The organism is Paenibacillus xylanexedens, assembly GCF_007676705.1.
GTDB lineage: Bacteria > Bacillota > Bacilli > Paenibacillales > Paenibacillaceae > Paenibacillus > Paenibacillus xylanexedens_C.
Window position 1 is genome coordinate 513952 of sequence record NZ_VEBF01000001.1, and the last position, 18077, is coordinate 532028.

The 18077-nt window shown below is 46.5% G+C and carries 15 protein-coding genes; 1 reads left to right on the forward strand and 14 read right to left on the reverse strand.

What is annotated here, in order from left to right:
- Nucleotides 1-27 precede the first annotated feature (27 nt).
- From FS628_RS02035 to FS628_RS02100, 14 genes are all read right to left on the reverse strand, one after another.
- Nucleotides 28-1035, reverse strand: a complete 1008-nt coding sequence (locus FS628_RS02035; protein WP_145318269.1) for an LLM class flavin-dependent oxidoreductase — start codon at nt 1033-1035, stop codon at nt 28-30.
- A gap of 221 nt (nt 1036-1256) precedes the next feature.
- The gene (locus FS628_RS02040; RefSeq protein ID WP_145318272.1) at nt 1257-3194 is read right to left on the reverse strand and encodes an LTA synthase family protein; all 1938 of its coding nucleotides are present in this window, start codon (nt 3192-3194) and stop codon (nt 1257-1259) included.
- A gap of 115 nt (nt 3195-3309) precedes the next feature.
- Complete coding sequence (locus tag FS628_RS02045; RefSeq protein WP_186327692.1) at nt 3310-5580, reverse strand: putative PEP-binding protein; 2271 nt, start codon at nt 5578-5580, stop codon at nt 3310-3312.
- Between the two features lie 242 nt (nt 5581-5822).
- On the reverse strand, nt 5823-6506 hold the full coding sequence (locus tag FS628_RS02050) for an amidohydrolase family protein (RefSeq protein WP_369008892.1): 684 nt from the start codon (nt 6504-6506) through the stop codon (nt 5823-5825).
- 45 nt (nt 6507-6551) lie between these two features.
- Nucleotides 6552-6869 carry a hypothetical protein gene (locus FS628_RS02055; protein ID WP_145318281.1) on the reverse strand — a complete coding sequence of 106 codons (318 nt, stop codon included), beginning with the start codon at nt 6867-6869 and terminating at the stop codon, nt 6552-6554.
- 612 nt (nt 6870-7481) lie between these two features.
- The gene (locus tag FS628_RS02060; RefSeq protein WP_260870905.1) at nt 7482-9131 is read right to left on the reverse strand and encodes a helix-turn-helix domain-containing protein; all 1650 of its coding nucleotides are present in this window, start codon (nt 9129-9131) and stop codon (nt 7482-7484) included.
- Nucleotides 9132-9251: 120 nt separating this feature from the next.
- A complete protein-coding gene (locus tag FS628_RS02065) occupies nt 9252-10250 on the reverse strand; it encodes an ABC transporter substrate-binding protein (protein WP_145318284.1) in 999 nt (332 codons plus the stop codon).
- A 178-nt stretch (nt 10251-10428) separates the two neighbouring features.
- Entirely contained in the window at nt 10429-10803 is a 375-nt protein-coding gene (locus tag FS628_RS02070; protein WP_145318287.1) for a hypothetical protein, read from the reverse strand.
- 54 nt (nt 10804-10857) lie between these two features.
- A complete protein-coding gene (locus FS628_RS02075) occupies nt 10858-11433 on the reverse strand; it encodes a histidine phosphatase family protein (protein WP_145318290.1) in 576 nt (191 codons plus the stop codon).
- On the reverse strand, nt 11433-13625 hold the full coding sequence (locus FS628_RS02080; RefSeq protein ID WP_145318293.1) for a class I SAM-dependent methyltransferase: 2193 nt from the start codon (nt 13623-13625) through the stop codon (nt 11433-11435). Before FS628_RS02080 ends, FS628_RS02075 begins: the two co-directional genes overlap by 1 nt.
- A gap of 110 nt (nt 13626-13735) precedes the next feature.
- A complete protein-coding gene (locus FS628_RS02085) occupies nt 13736-14548 on the reverse strand; it encodes a phosphotransferase family protein (RefSeq protein WP_145318296.1) in 813 nt (270 codons plus the stop codon).
- Between the two features lie 42 nt (nt 14549-14590).
- On the reverse strand, nt 14591-15181 hold the full coding sequence (locus tag FS628_RS02090; protein ID WP_145318299.1) for a GNAT family N-acetyltransferase: 591 nt from the start codon (nt 15179-15181) through the stop codon (nt 14591-14593).
- An 8-nt stretch (nt 15182-15189) separates the two neighbouring features.
- Nucleotides 15190-15636 (reverse strand): RidA family protein, encoded by a 447-nt coding sequence (locus tag FS628_RS02095; protein WP_145318302.1) that lies wholly within the window; start codon nt 15634-15636, stop codon nt 15190-15192.
- 14 nt (nt 15637-15650) lie between these two features.
- Nucleotides 15651-16535, reverse strand: a complete 885-nt coding sequence (locus FS628_RS02100) for an AraC family transcriptional regulator (protein WP_145318305.1) — start codon at nt 16533-16535, stop codon at nt 15651-15653.
- A gap of 127 nt (nt 16536-16662) precedes the next feature.
- Here FS628_RS02100 and FS628_RS02105 point away from each other — a divergent pair, with 127 nt between their 5' ends.
- Nucleotides 16663-17952, forward strand: a complete 1290-nt coding sequence (locus FS628_RS02105; RefSeq protein WP_145318308.1) for a Gfo/Idh/MocA family oxidoreductase — start codon at nt 16663-16665, stop codon at nt 17950-17952.
- Nucleotides 17953-18077: the final 125 nt, after the last annotated feature.

Below are 18077 nucleotides of genomic sequence, written 5' to 3' on the forward strand. Positions count from 1 at the left end.
AGAGTAGTTATTCCCGCTTGCTCACCATTAGTCCTGCTTGAGTCCGAAGGCTTCTGCAATCAGACCGAATGAGCGCAGACGTGCTTCAAACGAATGAACCGCTGACGCGATAATCACTTCGTCCGCTTCATGACGTTCAGCCATTGCAGTGATTTTGTCTTTCACTTGATCCGGTGTACCCACAATGGAAAAAGAACGGCGCTGACGAATCTGTTCCATCTCCATCGCTGTGAATGGATAGTTGTTCACCGTCTCCAGGGATGGGAATGAGCTCTGTTCAAGACCTCGTCCCAGGCGCAGGAAGAAAAGTTCATTACTGCGTGCAAGTTCAGCTGCTTCTTCCTCTGTCTCCGCGCAGAATGCTGAGACAGCAATCATCGAATGTGGTTTGTCATTGAGGATAGATGGCTTGAAATGTCTGCGGTAATGCTTCATCGCTTCTTCGCCTCCTGGAGTTCCGAAGAATTGGGCAAACGCATACGAGGTTCCTTGCGCTGCAGCAATTCTCGCACCTTCAAAGCTGGAACCCAGCAGCCATACTTCCGGAACAGTGGGAACCGATGGTCCCGCCACAAGGGATGCGAATCGATGATCCTCAGGCAATTCTTCATGGAAGTATCCGCCCAGATCGGCAATCTGTTGGGGGAAGAAGTGTACATTCGAAGATTTCCCCTCATTCAGCGCTCTGCTGGCAATCGGCATGCCTCCTGGCGCTCTACCAATCCCAAGGTCAATCCGTCCCGGATGAAGAGCTTCCAGCAGACGGAAATTCTCTGCAACCTTGTAGGCACTATAATGAGGCAACATCACACCGCCGGAACCTATCCGAATTCGATCTGTATGTGCGGCCACATGTGCAATCATAACCTCAGGACTAGAGAATGACAGCGCACCGCTACCGTGATGCTCGGACATCCAGAACCGGGAATACCCTAATTGATCCGCATGTTGAGCGAGTTTCACCGTTTCCTGTAACGTATCCTGTACACTCCGGCCTTCATTGATATGTCCATGTTCAAGTACACTCAATTTCATATATATTCAATCCTCTCGTCTGTTTGGTTCATGAGTACTGTGAATTACGCTCTTTTGTTCACTTCATTACTTCCCCCATTGTAACATTAATTATTACAGTTTCAAACTTTAGTTATCTTCTTTATTACCACACTTGTCTAATAAACATGCAAAAAACGCCACCAGTTCTTAGACCAGTGACGTTTTTACTATATCTTATTGGAAAAATCTTAACTTATGGCTTATGGTGCACGCTTCGGTAACAACTTCACATACTCGTCAGACAGTTTCATCAGGCTGAGCACATGTTCATAATCGGAACGATAAGGTTCCAAATCCGTTATGGGTTCATATGTTTTCAGCGAGTACGCTGTTCCATCATCAAAGCCAGCACCCGGAATAAACATGATGTCATTGTTGACGAATGAACCTGTTGGCAAGTAATAACGAATACCGAATGCATTGTGATCCATATTGAGCAGATCATGCCCGAAAGCAGTGAACTTCTCATCCTGGAGCGAAACTCCCATCAGATTCATGATCGTTGGCAGCATATCCAGCTGTCCGCCAGGCTGCTCGATCAATTGCCCTTTGGTCTGTTTCGGAGTATGAATCATTAACGGGATGTTGAAACGACTTACCTTGCCGTCATAAGGGACGCCCAGATTGGCCTGAATCTGCTGTGTGATCTCTTCGTCAGCAGGCAGACCGAAGTGGTCTCCGTAGAGCACCAGCGTTGTGTTATCCCACAAACCGTTCTCCTTCAACTCATTAATGAGTTGACCGACCGCGTAGTCCGTATAGTTGATGGCTTGCAGATAATCGTGAAGCAGTTTGTTCGTGATCGTTGAGGGAATCGTAATTCGTGCCCGATCAGCAGGAACGGTAAACGGCGAGTGACTTGATGCCGTAATGAACTGAGCATAGAACGGCTGATTCGCAGCCTGATGCGCAGTCATTTTTTCCACACCTACACGATATAACTCTTCATCCGACGGTCCAAAGTCATTGAATCTGTCGTTCTCGAAGCTGGGCTTGTCGAAGTAACGAGTGAATCCGAGTGCCGGATACATTTTGTTCCGGTTCCAGAAAGTAACGTCATTCCCATGGAACGTCTCTGACTCATATCCCTTTTCCGCCAGTACCTTGGGTAGACTTGGAAGATCACGATCGCTATACCCGGCTGACATGGGAACAACGCCAGTTGGATAGATAGATGTGTTCGACATGAACTCAGCGTCTGATGTGTTTCCCTGTCCGATCTGTTGGAAAAAATGAGAGAAATAATAGCTTTCTTCGGCCAGATCATTCAGTACCGGCGTTAACTCCTGACCGTCCAATGAAGCATTAATCGGGAAATTCTGAAAGGACTCCAGTTGCAGTACAATCAGATTACTACCTTTGGCCTGACCAAAGTATTTGGCTTTCACGGCTGTACCGTCACTTGGTTTATCCTGATACGGATACTGGCTAACCAAATCATTGATCTTCGCAATCGTTTCGGTAATGTTGCCATTCGCAATGGCCTCATTTTCTTTACTCGTTAGAATGGCAGACGAAACCTGATAGTTCAGGAAACCGAGATTCTCGGCTCGCACCAACTCGTTATCAATCGTTTCACCTTTGACAATAAAACTGCCAGACAGCACGATGCAAAATGCGGCGGTAAGCGCGACGCCGAGTTTGCCCCAGTAACGTCTCCGGATTCTGCCAAACGTCAACCCGCTATCGTGATAACTGTTGCGGTTACGCCCGGCGGAACGTCTGCGCATAATTAGCCATATCGGCAACGCCAGGATAATGTCTACGAAAAACAGAAAGTGCGTCGGTCGTACAAGAGGCCCTATACTGCCCCGCACTTGAGCAACTTGCCCCAGTTCACTAAGCACAGTATAGGTGGGTACCGAACTGAAATGAACATTATACAGCGTAGCGGCGAACAGAATCAGGGAAAACAGAACATTGAATCCTCCGTAGACCGCTCGCTTCCAGGCTTTGGGTACGATCAGATCAAGCAGGCATACCACCGTTAGCGCACCCAATGCGTCAGTTAACAGACCGATACCGGATAGACCCTGGAAAAAGAAATACCGCAGAAGTGACAACTTCAACAGCATCAGGATGAATAACACGGCGAATAAGGTCCGTGATGAAGTCCGTTCATTTTTGGAATTATACATGGTCGCTTTCAACCCTTACCCTGAAATTTTACGTTCATTTTACAAAACGCATATTTCAGTATAACAGTTTTCTGGTTGCTATTCCATGGAAGTTCCGTGTAGGACAAGGTGCACGTTACGCAATGGTGGATATATCTGCGTTCTGTACGTTCGCGCTGTCTCTCTGCCCCTTAATGGCAGCTTGTGCAGCCGCAATTCGTGCATAAGGGATCTGTTCAGGCAAGCAGCTTACGTAATCCAGTCCAATGCGATGACAGAATGTAATGGACTCCAGATCCACTGCATTCTCTCCACATATCCCTGTCTTCAGATGAGGTTTTCGAATTCGACCCTGAACAACCGCCATCTCCACCAGTTGTCCGACTCCTTCAACGTCCAGCACATGGAATGGGTTATTCGTTACCGTACGTGAGTCCTTATCCAGCTGAAAGAATCGCATCTCAGCTTGTTCGCGACTATATCCGAACGTCATCTCTGTCAGCTCCTCCGTGCCAAACGAGAAAAAGTCTGCTTGACGAGCAATGTGAGTCGCCGTCAGCGCGGCTCTTGGAGCTTCAATCATTGCCCCCACTCTATAGAGACAATGCCGCTTCTCCTCCCCAAGTACTTGGTCAGCCACATGATCCACCAGATCTCTCATCGCCTGAAGTTCATGCACATGACCGATCTGTGGGATCATAATCTCCGGACGTACCCACCAACCTTGACGAACGCCTTTCACCGCTGCGCGGAATATCGCTTCAAGCTGCATATCAACGATTTCCGGGAACACTGTACTCAGACGGCAAGTCTGTTGCCCCAGTGTCGGATTGTGTTCGTGCAATTCACTGACTCTACGAATTACACGCTCCAGTTCCTCCAGTTCATTCTGATGGTCTACTTCCTGCCGCTCCTCTGCTTGTAGCCACTCGCGCCGTTTCTCCAATACTCCCAGATCCGGGAGCAGTTCATGTAACGGTGAATCCAGCAAGCGAATGGTTACCGGGTACCCATCCATCGCTTCGAATATTTGTTCAAAGTCAGACTGCTGCATCGGTAACAGACGCTCCAACCCACGCCTGCGTTCGGATTCATTATCAGCCAGAATCATTTTTTGTACAAAAGGTAACCGCGCCGGTGACAACAACATGTGTTCTGTACGGCACAAACCGATACCTTCCGAACCAAGGGCCCTAGCTGTAATCGCGTCTTGTGGGTGATTTACATTGGACAGTATCATCAATTCCTTTATTTCATCCGCCCATTCGAGCAGAAGCTCTAACTCCGGTGTACAACTCGAGAACCCTTTCAACATCTCCGTCACATGCCACGGCTCGATACGTAATAGCGCATCCGCTTTGGTGATTACCCCCTCATGCACGAAATCAATCGTACTCCGCAAGGCGGCCTTAGCACTCAAGCACGCTGGACTGACATGCAGAAGGTACAGCTCCCCTGAATCGATAATGAATTGGATTTTTTGAACTTCCCCCATACAATTCTCCAGATAGCTGCAAGCATCCAACAGAAGACCATATAATTCAGGTTCTTCTCTCCGCAACTGACCCAGTTCTTCATCCTGAGATTGGGAAACAACAGATGCAATATACTCGCCCGTCATGCCTCTTTCCCCCGTAGCTGGATGATGGGAATATAACGTGCCAATACCGCTGCGCTCACCTTGCTCACCATTGACCATCACCTGAATAAGAACAGCATTTCCTTGATGATCCCCTGAGAATGGAGTGGATTGGAGAAGAAGTTCTTGTTGGGAGTTGAGCCGAGGTGCACGTTGTATATTAGAAACCGCACACATCGCCTCTTTTAATTGTAATTGAACATCTTGAGGGAATGGATGAAGCCCTATATCTTCTATTAATTGCTTATATTCTGCGATGGCGAATTCCAGCTTCGATTCATTGAGTATCGAGAGGTCTCCCAATTTCTCTTCAAATAGGGAATACGGGATGCCGTGTACTAGCTGACCATAATCCTGCAATAAAATTCGATAACAATTAAGCGCATACTGTCGATCATTTGTTTGTCTGGCGAGCCCCTCAACCGTCACATCATTTAGTCCCACACGAAGCAAAGCATGAGATTCCATATCATGGGAACTCGCTTCACTTGACCTCACGGCAAGCAGCAGCGGTGCTAAAGAATCGCCGAAAAATTTGCCCGTTTGCTCCTCCAAGTGCCGAACTGCGCTGCCAATCTCTTGAACTCCTTCTGTGGAAAGATGTCCAAGACGGGTACAGAACGCGCGACAGCCTTCCCTTGTTACAATGAACCCGGCCGGAACGGGCCAACCTGCCTGAAGCAACACTGCAAGTCCAGCCCCTTTATTACCAATCAGCCCTTTCATCTCTGCCGTACCTTCTTCCAACAGAACTACCCGTTTCGTCATTACAGCGCTCCCATCTGCCATTACATGGCTATGCTTAAAAGGCAACCCAACCTTTCGAATTGTCCTTTAGTTAATGGTATGTTGCAATGAGGCAGTCAAGGACATTTGCTTGAGCAATTTGTGTTCGGAATGTAAAACGTATTGCGGAGTGTAATCAATGTTAACTAAATTGAAACACATGTAGCCCGTTCATCAACGAACGGGCTTTGGTGGTAGTTTCATATGTGTACATATTTTCTATCTTAACGTATACGTTTTCCCTTTTTGAATACCGCCGCGCGCGCGGGTACAGAAGCTATGGCGTGCTGGGCATTCAATGCCCGTACCAACATGAAGTCAGCCGGATCACCGATGCTTGGGGTTAACTTGCCATTACTCACCCACGCATAGGTGCCTAGCAACCTATCATCACTGACCCAATTTTCGCGTTCAGCCATTCGGGAAGCTCGCTGCAACATGTCCCCATTGCCGAATGGTGACCAGGCGTCACGGATGTTATCGGAACCAAGCATAAAGTTAACACCTGTATTGAGAACCTGGCTTCCCCGCGGCATCGGACGATCAATAGGTACACTAGATACGAGTGTTACTCCGGCATGTTTTAACATATCAAGAGTTGGCTGTACGTCAGATTCAGTTTGCTCCCCCAAGCAATAGGCATGACTAACTGCTGTTCGATGTTGAAGTCCTGACTCCATTGTCAATTCAGCAAATCGCCGTAAGGTAGCTAAACCGGGTTCACCTCCATCATGAAGATGAAGGTCGATCCCCTTGTCTGCTGCCGTAGCGATGTCGAACATCATCTGCAAACTGCGCTCCATATCCCCATCCAGACCTGCCGGGTCAACACCACCAACCAGATCGGCACCAAGTGCCAGCGCCTCCTTCACGATCAGTTCAGATGATGAACGAATGAGCCCTTGCATCAATTTCACATAATAACTGCGCTCCTAATTTGTTTAATGAATTTGCTATTCCCATTCACCTTTTTTGATGTAAGTTGCATCATAAGCAACAATTACATTCGTTTTATCAGTTACCTTTTGTAAATCAGCGACCACAACTTCTTCTTCAACATAATCTATTAAACTAGTATCCGATTTCTCAATAACTCCATAATCCTTTACATAAATTACATCTGGATGGTTAGAATCATATCTTAAGCTTTCAGGAAGATCTTCACTTGAAATTTCATGTGATTCGGCAACTGTAGTCGTCGATATTGCTGTAACTGGAATTATTCCAATAGCAGCTACTACTAAAAGTAATATCCCGATTTTTTTCCGCATAAGTTATCCCTTTCTTTCAAATCAATTTTTCCTATATCATACATAAAAATAGATTATTATAATATTTTCTCATTTTCTTTGAAGTTGAATCCAGCGTGTTTGTTATTTCAACTCCCATTCATCAAGCCATAAGCCACAGTATATCCTCAATCTTCTTCCCATGAGACATAAAAGCGCGTCCTTAGTTTTCTGAAAGTTCCGCTCATTGTGATTCCTACATTTTTTTAATTTTGAAAACGTAAAAGACCGCCATATAAATGACGGTCAGGCTTCAGGCTAATTATTGAAATAGATATTTGAAAAATAAAACTGTACACAGAACACCTATTATCAAAAATATAATTGCTGAGTTCCGATATTTATTCCACATCCGAATGGCATTAGCCATATTTAGAATGCCTAGTGCAAGCATGCTAATACGAGAATCTACTTGAAACAAGTTGAATACCAACATAATGGCAACTACTATCGAGGTACACCAGAACCATATTGGAATTTTATCCTTTATCATTAATCTGCTCCTTTAGGTTATATCCTATCTGTTATAAGATATTCCTCAATCTAATTAAAATTCCTTTATTTGGTCTAATAAACAAGCAGATTATAAATTCTTCAAGCCATGAACCTCAGTACATCCTCAATCTTCTTCCCATGAGAAATCACACCGTAGTTCATCCAGCTCATGAAATCTACTTCATACACATTACCATTCTTCACCGCAGGCAGGCATTTCCATTCTTCCCTTTCGAGCAGTTCGCGCTCATCTCCAGGTTTGGCAGAATTCCCAGTATCAAATGTAATCAACAAGTGATCCGCTTCAAGCTGACTTAACTGCTCCAATCCAATGAAGATTCTGCGCTCACGACTTGTCCATTGCTGCACACGGGAATGCGGAGTCAATCCAAGATCCTGATAAATTACAGGCCCAACGTAACCCTGCTGATCCCCATAAAGAGTAATATCCGATGCGGATATACGCAAAAAAGCCACTGTCTGACCACGTAAAGATCGTGCTAACCGTCCTTTGGCTTCTATTGCCTTGTCCTCATACGCACCAATTACATCTTGAACCCGATTCACCTTTCCCAATACATCGGCGGTCGATCTCAGAATGGAGCGCCAATCTTCTCCCAAATGATCTACGTAAAATGTAGGTGCTACCTGCTCAAAACGGTCCAGATTCCATCGATCATGTCCCTTGTTCAGCATGATAAAGTCCGGTATATTGCCCACATTAAATTGAGCATCCTGCTGGCTTACATCGAATTCGGGTACATCATCCAATCCCAAATAATGCTGTCTCCCCCAAGAATGATGGGAGCATTGCAGTACAGGTTTTACGCCAAGAGCCAACACGAAATCCTCCAGATACGGAGCAAATACACGAACCTCTTGACGGTGATGACGGCGGTATAGTCCAGGTGAAATACCAGCATATTGCTTGAAACGGCGACCAAAATAATACTCGCTGCTAAATCCCACATTCTGAGCAATTTCGTGGATCCGATCATCCGTCAGCTGCAAGAGTTGCTTCGAGCGTTCCAGCCGAACCGCATTTACATATTCAAGTGGAAGCTTGCCCGTAATTTTTTTGAATTGCCGAGTGTAGCTGGCTCTTGTTAGACCAATATCTGCTGCGAGCTCATCAACGGTTATCGTCTGATCATAGTGATCACCAATATAACGAATGGAACTTTGAAGACGGGCACGGTCATCTGGTGCTTCGGTTTCGGGATCACTCTGGCGAAGCAAGACACGGAACCACTCCTGGAAACGAAGCTGTACGTCCCATTGCTCCAGCCAATCGCTGGTGATCTGTTGACGCAACATTTGATCCAAAGATTCAAGGCAGGAACTCCACGGACTGTAATTCAGTTGAATAAGAGGTCGTACTGTCGAAGAATCTGTACATTTGTGAAGTGCACACTGTCCCAGTGTGTCTTTGGTATGCAAAGCATTCGAAGTCTCTTCTTTTAACTCAGCCACCATCAGATCAAGCTTATAGTACTGCAATTGACTTTCTGTCCAAGGAGAACTTTCTATTTTAACGGATGTTCCAGCCGGAACAAACATAATCATTCCTTTTTCCAGATGAGATTCCCGATCTGAGCACACCATTGAGCCCTTGCCAGACGTTACAACAAATATGGAGTGAGAAGACGACATTCTGTATAGCAAACGTTTATCGATATGAGATTTATGATGATCTACGTACTCCATATGCTGAAGTGCGCATAACCAGGGTTTTGGAATCCGTTGCATTATCGTGTGGCACATGTTCATCGTCCTTAACTGAGAATTGTTATCATTTAAAACAGTGTATACGAAAAAAGAAAGCTCTTCAACCCTGATTGAAGAACTTTCTTTGTTATGGCGTTCTACTTATGGAGTCATTTTTTCCAAGAGATCATCAATTTTCATGGAATTTGCTGTAATCGCACCTGATTGCCAATGTGATCTCTCCATAATGTAAACTTGATTATTCTTAACCGCCGGAAGAGATTGCCACAATGTGCTGTCAAGTACCTTCAAGGCTTCCTTGTTCTCGGGGGAAGACCATTCACCATTGGAAGGGAACACAATAAGATGATCTGCATCAAGTTGCGGCACGGCCTCTTCAGACAGAATTTCCTGGTATTCTTCCATCTTGCTAACCAGCGGATGAGGTGTTAGACCAAGCTCCGAATAAATAAATCCGGTGAACCGATTTTTCACACCGAACAGTGCCAGTGTATCATCGTTAACATTCAATCGGACAACTGCAACGGTCTCGTCCCCGACCGCTTCCTGCAGCTTCGTCTTCGCATCTGCAATTTTGGTCTCAAATGCCGCAGCAACTTCTTCACCCTTCTCCGGTTTACCTACTACATCGGCAATGGTTTTCAAAATTTGATTGGAATCCTGCAGTACGCTCTCAGGCAGACGATACGTCGGTGCCACCTTGGAGTACATCTCATATTTCTCCATATCCGCTCCACCATCTACAATGATAAGATCCGGATCATATTCCAACAAAGCCTCAATACTCCCTGTAATATCAAATTGTGGAGCATCCAGTTCTAAATAATCCTGTACACCCCACATCGGGTTATACCACTGCACTACAGGTGTAATATCGAGCGCCTTCAGATAATCTTCCACATATATTCCAGCAATCCGCTGCGGTTGAACCGGAATCGTCACATCTCCAAATTCATCCTGTACAACTCGTGTCGCAGGCTCTGTCTCTGTTCCAGAAGTATTTTCTCCAGAAGCTGCACTCTCAGTTGCAGGAGTCTGTTCCGCATTTGTAGCGGTATTTGAATTACATCCCGATATAACTAGACCCATGAGCAGTAATGTAATCGTCCACCCTTTGAAACCTTTAACTAAACCTACCATGTTCCCCTTCACCCCTATGTGATCTGTTGATGTAACCGTGAGAATGTTTCACATATAATGATTATCATTCTCATCGATTGCTTAGGTGAATTGTACCTTATGCCTCAGCCGACCCACAATGTACATTTGATGCTGTTTTTTTATACAAACGAAAACAACCCTGTTGGTCCTCCCCCGCTTATCGCAGGGGCAACCTGCCTTGACGATAACTTTCCAACAGCTGATCCACAAAGGAATCATTCGCTGTACCCTGTAACAAAGCAGCACCAATTAAACCCATATCATCACTCACATACCCCGCCAACTCAGGTTCTCTTGTAAATGCTAAGGTTTGTTTGAACGCCTGTTCCCTGCATGCGCGCAGCACCTCTTCTTCAGCCACATTGGAAGCTTGAGCCCAACGTTCAAAAGATTGCATCCAGTCGTCGGCAAATGCTGTGGCATCCCTTTCATCCAAATAAACTTCCACATCCAACTCTTCAAATGTCTGTTGGGTCAGAATCCGTCCCTCATTCAGATCAGCCAGCAGCTTCTCCACATCCGTTCTGCTCATTGACCTCCCCTCCAGTTCTCATTCTGGCTAATGCATTTCTCATATAAAACTTTGTCACTCCCACAATCGGGTTACCTGCACCAACTTGTGCGTCCCATCAAACTCCAACTTATAGATATCCGGCATCGTAGTACTCTCCCAGAAATCGTAACCGTAGGAAGCATCATAGTGTTGAAAGATAAGCGTCATCACGTCTCCATGTGTTCCGATGACTACCTTCTGACCAGCATGTTTACTCAGAATCTTCTCGATCACCGCTACTGCCCTTAAGCGAGCCTGTTCACCAGACTCTCCTCCAGGGTATGCATACGTGGGATCTCGGTACAATCGTTGCTTGGCTTCACGAAAACTCTCATGCTTCACATCCGAACTCGACAACAGACGTTCACGCAGATCTTCATCTGTCACCACAATTCCACCTGACCGATCTGCCAGAATCCGAATCGTATCCACCGCTCGCCTGTAAGGACTTGAATAGAACCGTTGAATCTGCTCCCCATGGAGCAGATTGGCAACCGTTCCCGCATCTTGATGTCCTTGCTCTGTTAGCCCACGCTCGCGTTCCTGTCCTTCAACATACCGTGACTCCGCATGTCTAACAAAATACAAAACTGTGCTGGCTTCGCTCATCATCTGTCCGCCAACCCATTCTTCTTCTCAATGACAATCAGGCAGGTACTGTCTGGCAAAGGCGCAGGCTCGCCATCTTCGTTCATGAAGATCATTCGTTCTCCGAGTGCTTCCGTGTACCCTTCCTGAAGGAAATGTCGGAACGTAATGATCTCGGCTTGCTCGCCCAGCGCTTCTCGAATGCAATGGTCATAGGCCGTCGGTGTAAATATACCGAACTGTTCCTGAATCTCATGCACATATGCCTCTTCGCCCCACGTATAGGTGTAGAGAAATTCCATCGCATCGTTGATCGGCATCACGACCTCGTTGTCTGAGATACGCTCATATTCAATCGCTCGCCCCTGAAAATCCTCTGTGTACCGCTCCAGAGAGCGCATCCCATCCGGTTCCAAGAAACGAATCCGGCGTTTCTGTGTTTCCGGTTCACTCATGATGCCATCCCGAATCAGAATTCTTCCTCCAGGTGACAACACATGGAATGAACTTTTCAGCGCTGCCACAACCGTGTCGGAATTAAATCTTCGGCCGTCAAGTTCAATATATGAATACAATTCATGCAAAATGGATGAAAAAATTACTGTATCCACTGTGCCTGGTTGCACATATTGCTCCAGTTGCAGGGCATCCCCCTTCATGACTTGCCAGCGATGTCCCTCACGCTGCTTCTTGCGTTCCAGCGCTTCAATCACATTGGCTGAGATATCGATACCGATCGGCTCCACTTCCGGTTTTTCCTGCTCAATCAGATCGAGTAGAATACCTCCACCCGGACCAATATCAAGTACCCGTTTACCCACGATGTAGTCCAGCAGCACTTTTTTGTAATCACCGGAACTGTTCATGTCGGACAAGTACGTCTCTTCGTTGTGGAACCGGTCATAGGCATCCCGGCGCAACCCGAACAGATCGAATAAAAGCAGCACAGCCTTCTCATACAATGGAGACTTTTCCGCTTCAATACAGAATGCAATCAACTTCTCTGCAGCCGGGGAAAATTCAAAGGTCACGAACAGGGTATCTGGTAAATCTGTATGGCGCTCAATTCGATGTGTTAGATGGGGGTACACGATCTGCTCTCCTGCAGCTAACTGTTCCCACGAATACTGTTCCAAATACTTTTCAATCATTCGTTTTTTGTAAATATTCAGCTTCTTGACGCCTTTATAGTCGTAATACATCGTATTCATCAATGGTTCGAAGCTGATGTGACGAACGATAGTGGACTGACCTTCCATGAGTGTAGAATTTATACTCTCACTGTAAAGCGTCAACAGGAACACTTTCACCATCTCCTGCAACGAGAAATCCTGCATAGCCGACTCCACATACCACAGCGTACGATGAGCCAGCGGAGCCAGAATTGATTCCACATTCAGTTCCGTTTGAAGTTTGGCATAAGCCGTGTCCATAGCTTCTCCTTGCTGGATGGATGAACTTCTCAAACGGGATAACCGTTCTTTCACGCTCCAGTCTTCATGATCCGGTCCGGTGATAATCCAGCCTACAATCCGCTCCACCTCAGTCTGAACCTGTTGCCATAGCGCTGGATCAACGCCTGCAATAATGCACTCATTCAATACCATAAGTAAGGAGTGCAATTCTTCTGTAGACAGCCATCCTTTACCGATTATGGAGTGAAGCGGTGTATTCTCGGCAAATGGAATTTCCCCGCGTATGTACTGTCCAATTAGTCCATGCGTAGCAATAAGGGTACGAATAACCTCATGTCTCGGTGTGGATGAAATCGGTATAGTGTGTTCGCTTATAGAACTGGGTTGACTATTTCTCGTCTCCTTGTTCTTATCGATGTTGTTATCCAGTTGGCCTGCCGCCACATAGAGGTCATACAACTGAGCGGACCCCACATTGTGCACAAACAGGTTAACGCCTTGCTTTTGCCATGCCCGCCGCTGCTCCCGTGATCCGGCCTTCGCCGTCTCTGACCACATTAATACTTCCTCCAGAATTTCTCGCACCCAAAAAGAAACCTGAAGCTTATCCAGCACTTGAAGTGTACGCTCCGTGTAATCCAGCACCGGATTCGTGCCCTCAAGTTCGGCGATGGAATGAATGCGTTCGAGGTTAATATGGGGTTTCTCCGCTGCTGCCAGCAGTTGCAGCCAATGCTGCTGGGCTTCCGGCGTGTTGCCTGACTTGTAAGATTGTATGGCCTTTAATGAATGCAGCATGAATTTGTCCCCTCTCTTTCTCTACCCTTTTATATAAATGATTAGATTCGTCTGTAGAAGTTGAACTACTCATTAACATGTGTCAGTCTAAATCATCTTTAATTTAACTTTTATAAAAGACGAAGTCGTTCCTGAACAAACTTGAGCAACTGCCCCGCCTCTTGATCAGGTAGATTTTCATCAAGACGCGCAGCAGCAACTGGCAGCATCCAGGATTCAATCGCTTCACGGGAAATCCCGGAAAGATGTATGTAGTGATGGATATAATGTTCGAGAATTAACTCACGAGCCTTTTCAAAACCGGTGCGAATAGCAGGCGGAGTATCTTCCGACATTGTACCGCTCATTAATATTACCCAGCTTCGAGCCACATCACCCGCAGGATCCCCAGACATTCCAGTCATCCAATCGATAACCCAGTATTGCTCGCCCGCCTCACTCAGCATCACGTTATCGGGGTGAAAATCGCCATGACAGATCTGCTGCCGATCAGGCAATGTTGTTAAGTAGGAAAGTATTCGTGCTTTATCATTCTCCGACAATAATTGGACATTGCGGATCGCTCCCGATAAAATCTGCTTCTGAGAGGGAAGTGTTGCTTCATCATCCCGCTCGCAATGAAGTTTGTAGTGGCAGTCAGCCATTTTGAATGAGAGCTGCTCGACTACTTCTAATTTCTGAATCATAAGTGACAACAGCGTGGTACCCTCAATTCGTTCAAAAACGATACCTGCTTGCGATGTAGTATGTTCTATCAAGGATACTGCCCGCGGGACGGGTAGTCCTTTTTTGTATGCCAGCTCACTTATTCTAAATTCATTTTGAACCGCTTCGTGAGGAAAATCAATTCTGTATAATTTCATAATGAGGTCGTTCGAATACGCATAGATTTCCGCAGTTCTTCCTTGACCGATTTGCTCCATACCTGCCTCCGATCGTCATCTTATCCAAAAGTAGTTAACCCACTACTCAAACTCACTTCCCCTGACTTTAGAGAAAACCATACAATCGACCAGCGTGCCTGTACTGTCCCGCCGCATCTTACGTAGTATACCTTCTAGCGTATAACCCGCTCGTTTAGCTACGTTGGCACTCCGCACATTACGGGCATCACAGCGGATCTCCAGCCGATTGGCCTCCAGATGAGTAATGGCGAATTGCTCTATCCCTTTCACCGCTTCCGTCATTAAACCCTCGCCAGCTCGCGATGTTCGAATCCAGTAACCGATCTCGAAACAGCGTGCATTCCAGTCGATCCGATGTAACCCGCTGCTGCCTACCAATTCATCCGTATGTCTGTCACGCAAATGTAGCATCAGGTCGGTACGTTCCAGGTATTGCAGTCTTGCTTGGCGAACAGTCACTTCAGACTCTTCCAATGAAGGGATCTTCTCGGCAAAAGGCAACCACAACCGCAGCTGCTTCGCACTCTCACGGACCGCTTCATTAACGGCCGCGCCGTCCCCCCACTGCGGTGCTCGAATCGTGAGGCGTTCCGTGTGGAAGCTCTCGGGAATCGTTAGCATTATGGGATTAAATGAAGATGAATCAGTCATATATACATCTACTCCTCCACCTGAAATATGGAATCAATGATCAACGGCAGATTATCCCTCACAGATACGGCTCCGAATACCGAACGGGCGTGTATACCCTGATCCCCGAATACCTCCATCATCAGATCCGAGAATCCGTTCAGTACTTTATGATGCTCCTGATATGAAGCCGATGCATTGATGAAGCCCTGCATTTTAACCACTCTCTTCACCCGATCCAGCGAACCCAGCACATCTCGAACGACAGCGAGCACCTCCAGTCCGGCGTTACGGGCAAATTCATATCCCTGTTCTGTTGTGAAATCTGCTCCAACTTTGCCGCGTTCGGAGGTATCAGGTCCTTTCCCGGATACATACATGATTCCATTAACAATAACGGCATTGGCATATTTCGCTGCGGGGGCGCTTGGCTCCGGCAAAATGATCCCCAGTTCATTCAATCTCGCTTCTATCATCGTTTGTTCTCCTCCTATTTTATGGTTCTCATTGAACCGGTTTCCCTGTACTCCTGCCTGTAGGCTCTCGGTGATGCCTGAACAGTACGCTTGAACATCTTGCCAAAATGAGAGAAGTTACTGAATCCGGCAAGCCAGGCGATGCTCGTAATGGACTCCTCACTTTCCCGGAGTAAACGCTGTGCTTCCTTTACCCGTAACAGATTCAGATAGTCACTGAAGGTAAACCCCGTCGTTTGTTTGAACAATCGACTCAGATAATGCGGACTAATGCGAAATGCGTCCGCCACCTCCGGTAATGTCAGTGGTTTCTGATAGTTTTCATTCAGGTAACGCACGACTGCCTGTGTCTTGGGATGAAGAACCGGCTCACGATCATCGGAGTATAACCGGCCCAGATGTTGATTACGATAGGCATGCAGCAACAATTCAATAGCTCGGTGACGCAGTAACAGATTGCTTCCAGGTTGGGGATGCAGCATTTCATCAACCATTTCGCTAACCATCCGTTCCAGAACCTCAGTGACTTGAGAAGGAAACCTTACAATTGGAATCTCCCAGCAAAAGGGTTCCTTCAAGCCTTCAACTATCTCTGTTGAAATAGCCATGGCTGCAAAAAGTTCAGGATTCATATAGAGTACCATCCGCTCATGGTCGGGCATGCCGCTCTCCAATGTCTTGTGAACCGTATTCCGGTCTACAAACACCAGATCGCCAGCCTTTACCCGATAGGTTCGGTCCTTGATGAAATAAATACGCTCACCAGACAACAGGTAATATAACTCATAATGATCATGCAGATGGTCATCCGTCATCGAGAAATATCCGATACGTCGATCATATTCGATGTGCAGTAGGTCTGTGGGATCATGAAAATCCGCACGAAAAGGTTCAGTCATGTCTCCCTCTCTCCTTTCCATAAATTATAGCAAAATATGCGGCATTTGAAAGCGGTTACGCATAAAATGCGGCGAAAGAAGTACTCCCTTGTTATAGTCTAAAGCTATATTCAAGGAGGCGATAGACATGAGTAACAAGAAACGTTATGTATTAGTTGGGACCGGTGGCCGTGCTGAATTTTTTTATGGTGCTTTGACACGGGATTTTAGGGATACATCCGAGCTTGTCGGCTTTTGTGATATAAATCAAGTCCGTATGAATTACGCGAATCAACTGTTGAAGGAAAAGTACAACTATCCAGAGGTACCTACTTATCCTGCAGATCAATTTGATCAGATGATTGAGAACGAGAAGCCTGACTATGTCATCGTAACGAGCGTTGACCGTACCCATCACAAGTATATCATCCGTTCGATGGAACTTGGTTGTGACGTTGTCACCGAGAAACCGATGACCATCGATGAGGAGAAATGTCAGGACATCCTGGATGCCGTCAAGCGGACCGGACAGAACGTAAGAGTTACCTTTAACTACCGTTACGCGCCGCACCACACTAAAATTCGGGAACTTATTCTGAATGATACCATCGGGAAAGTCACTTCCGTTCACTTTGAATGGCTGCTGAATACCCGCCACGGGGCAGATTATTTCCGCCGTTGGCATCGGGACAAGCGTAATAGCGGCGGACTGCTCGTGCACAAATCCACCCATCACTTCGACTTGGTGAATTTCTGGATTGGTTCACAGCCGGATACCGTGTTCGCATTCGGAGATCTCATGTATTATGGCAGAGAAAATGCTGAGGAACGCGGTGTAACACAATTCTACAATCGGGCAACCGGCAACCCGCTCGCGAAGGAAGATCCTTTTGCACTGCATTTGGATTCGGATGCTCATCTGAAGTCCATGTATCTGGATGCCGAGTCGGAAGATGGTTATCAGCGCGATCAGAGCGTATTTGGGGATGGCATTAACATTGAGGACACGATGGGGGTTCTTGTGAAGTATCGGAACAAAGCCATTTTGACATACTCCCTCGTTGCCTACCAGCCATGGGAAGGTTACCGAATTGCCATTAATGGCACCAAAGGTCGGATTGAGATGAATATCGTGGAACAATCCTATGTCAATTCATTGGGTGACAAAAGTAAGGAAGGTGCATTGATCGGCAAAACGTTGCGGGTTCTCCCGATGTTCGATGCGCCATATGAGGTTGAAGTGGAAGAGAAAGCAGGTGGACATGGCGGAGGTGACCCGGTTCTTCTGAATGATCTGTTTGGAGAGCCTGTAGAAGATCCGTTCCATCGTGCAGCTAACCACGTGGACGGTGCCAGATCCATTCTGACCGGTATTGCGGCCAATCGCGCCATTGCCACAGGTTTGCCTGTCCATGTCAATACCCTGGTTCGCTTCTAGGTCTCACACGTCGTTACCATATACGCCAAAAAGCGCAAGTTGCGAAGGCTTACTGCCCTGCACTTGCGCTTTTACATCTCAATATATTCTTTTGCTGGTATAAGTAAGATCATGGCCAATTGGAT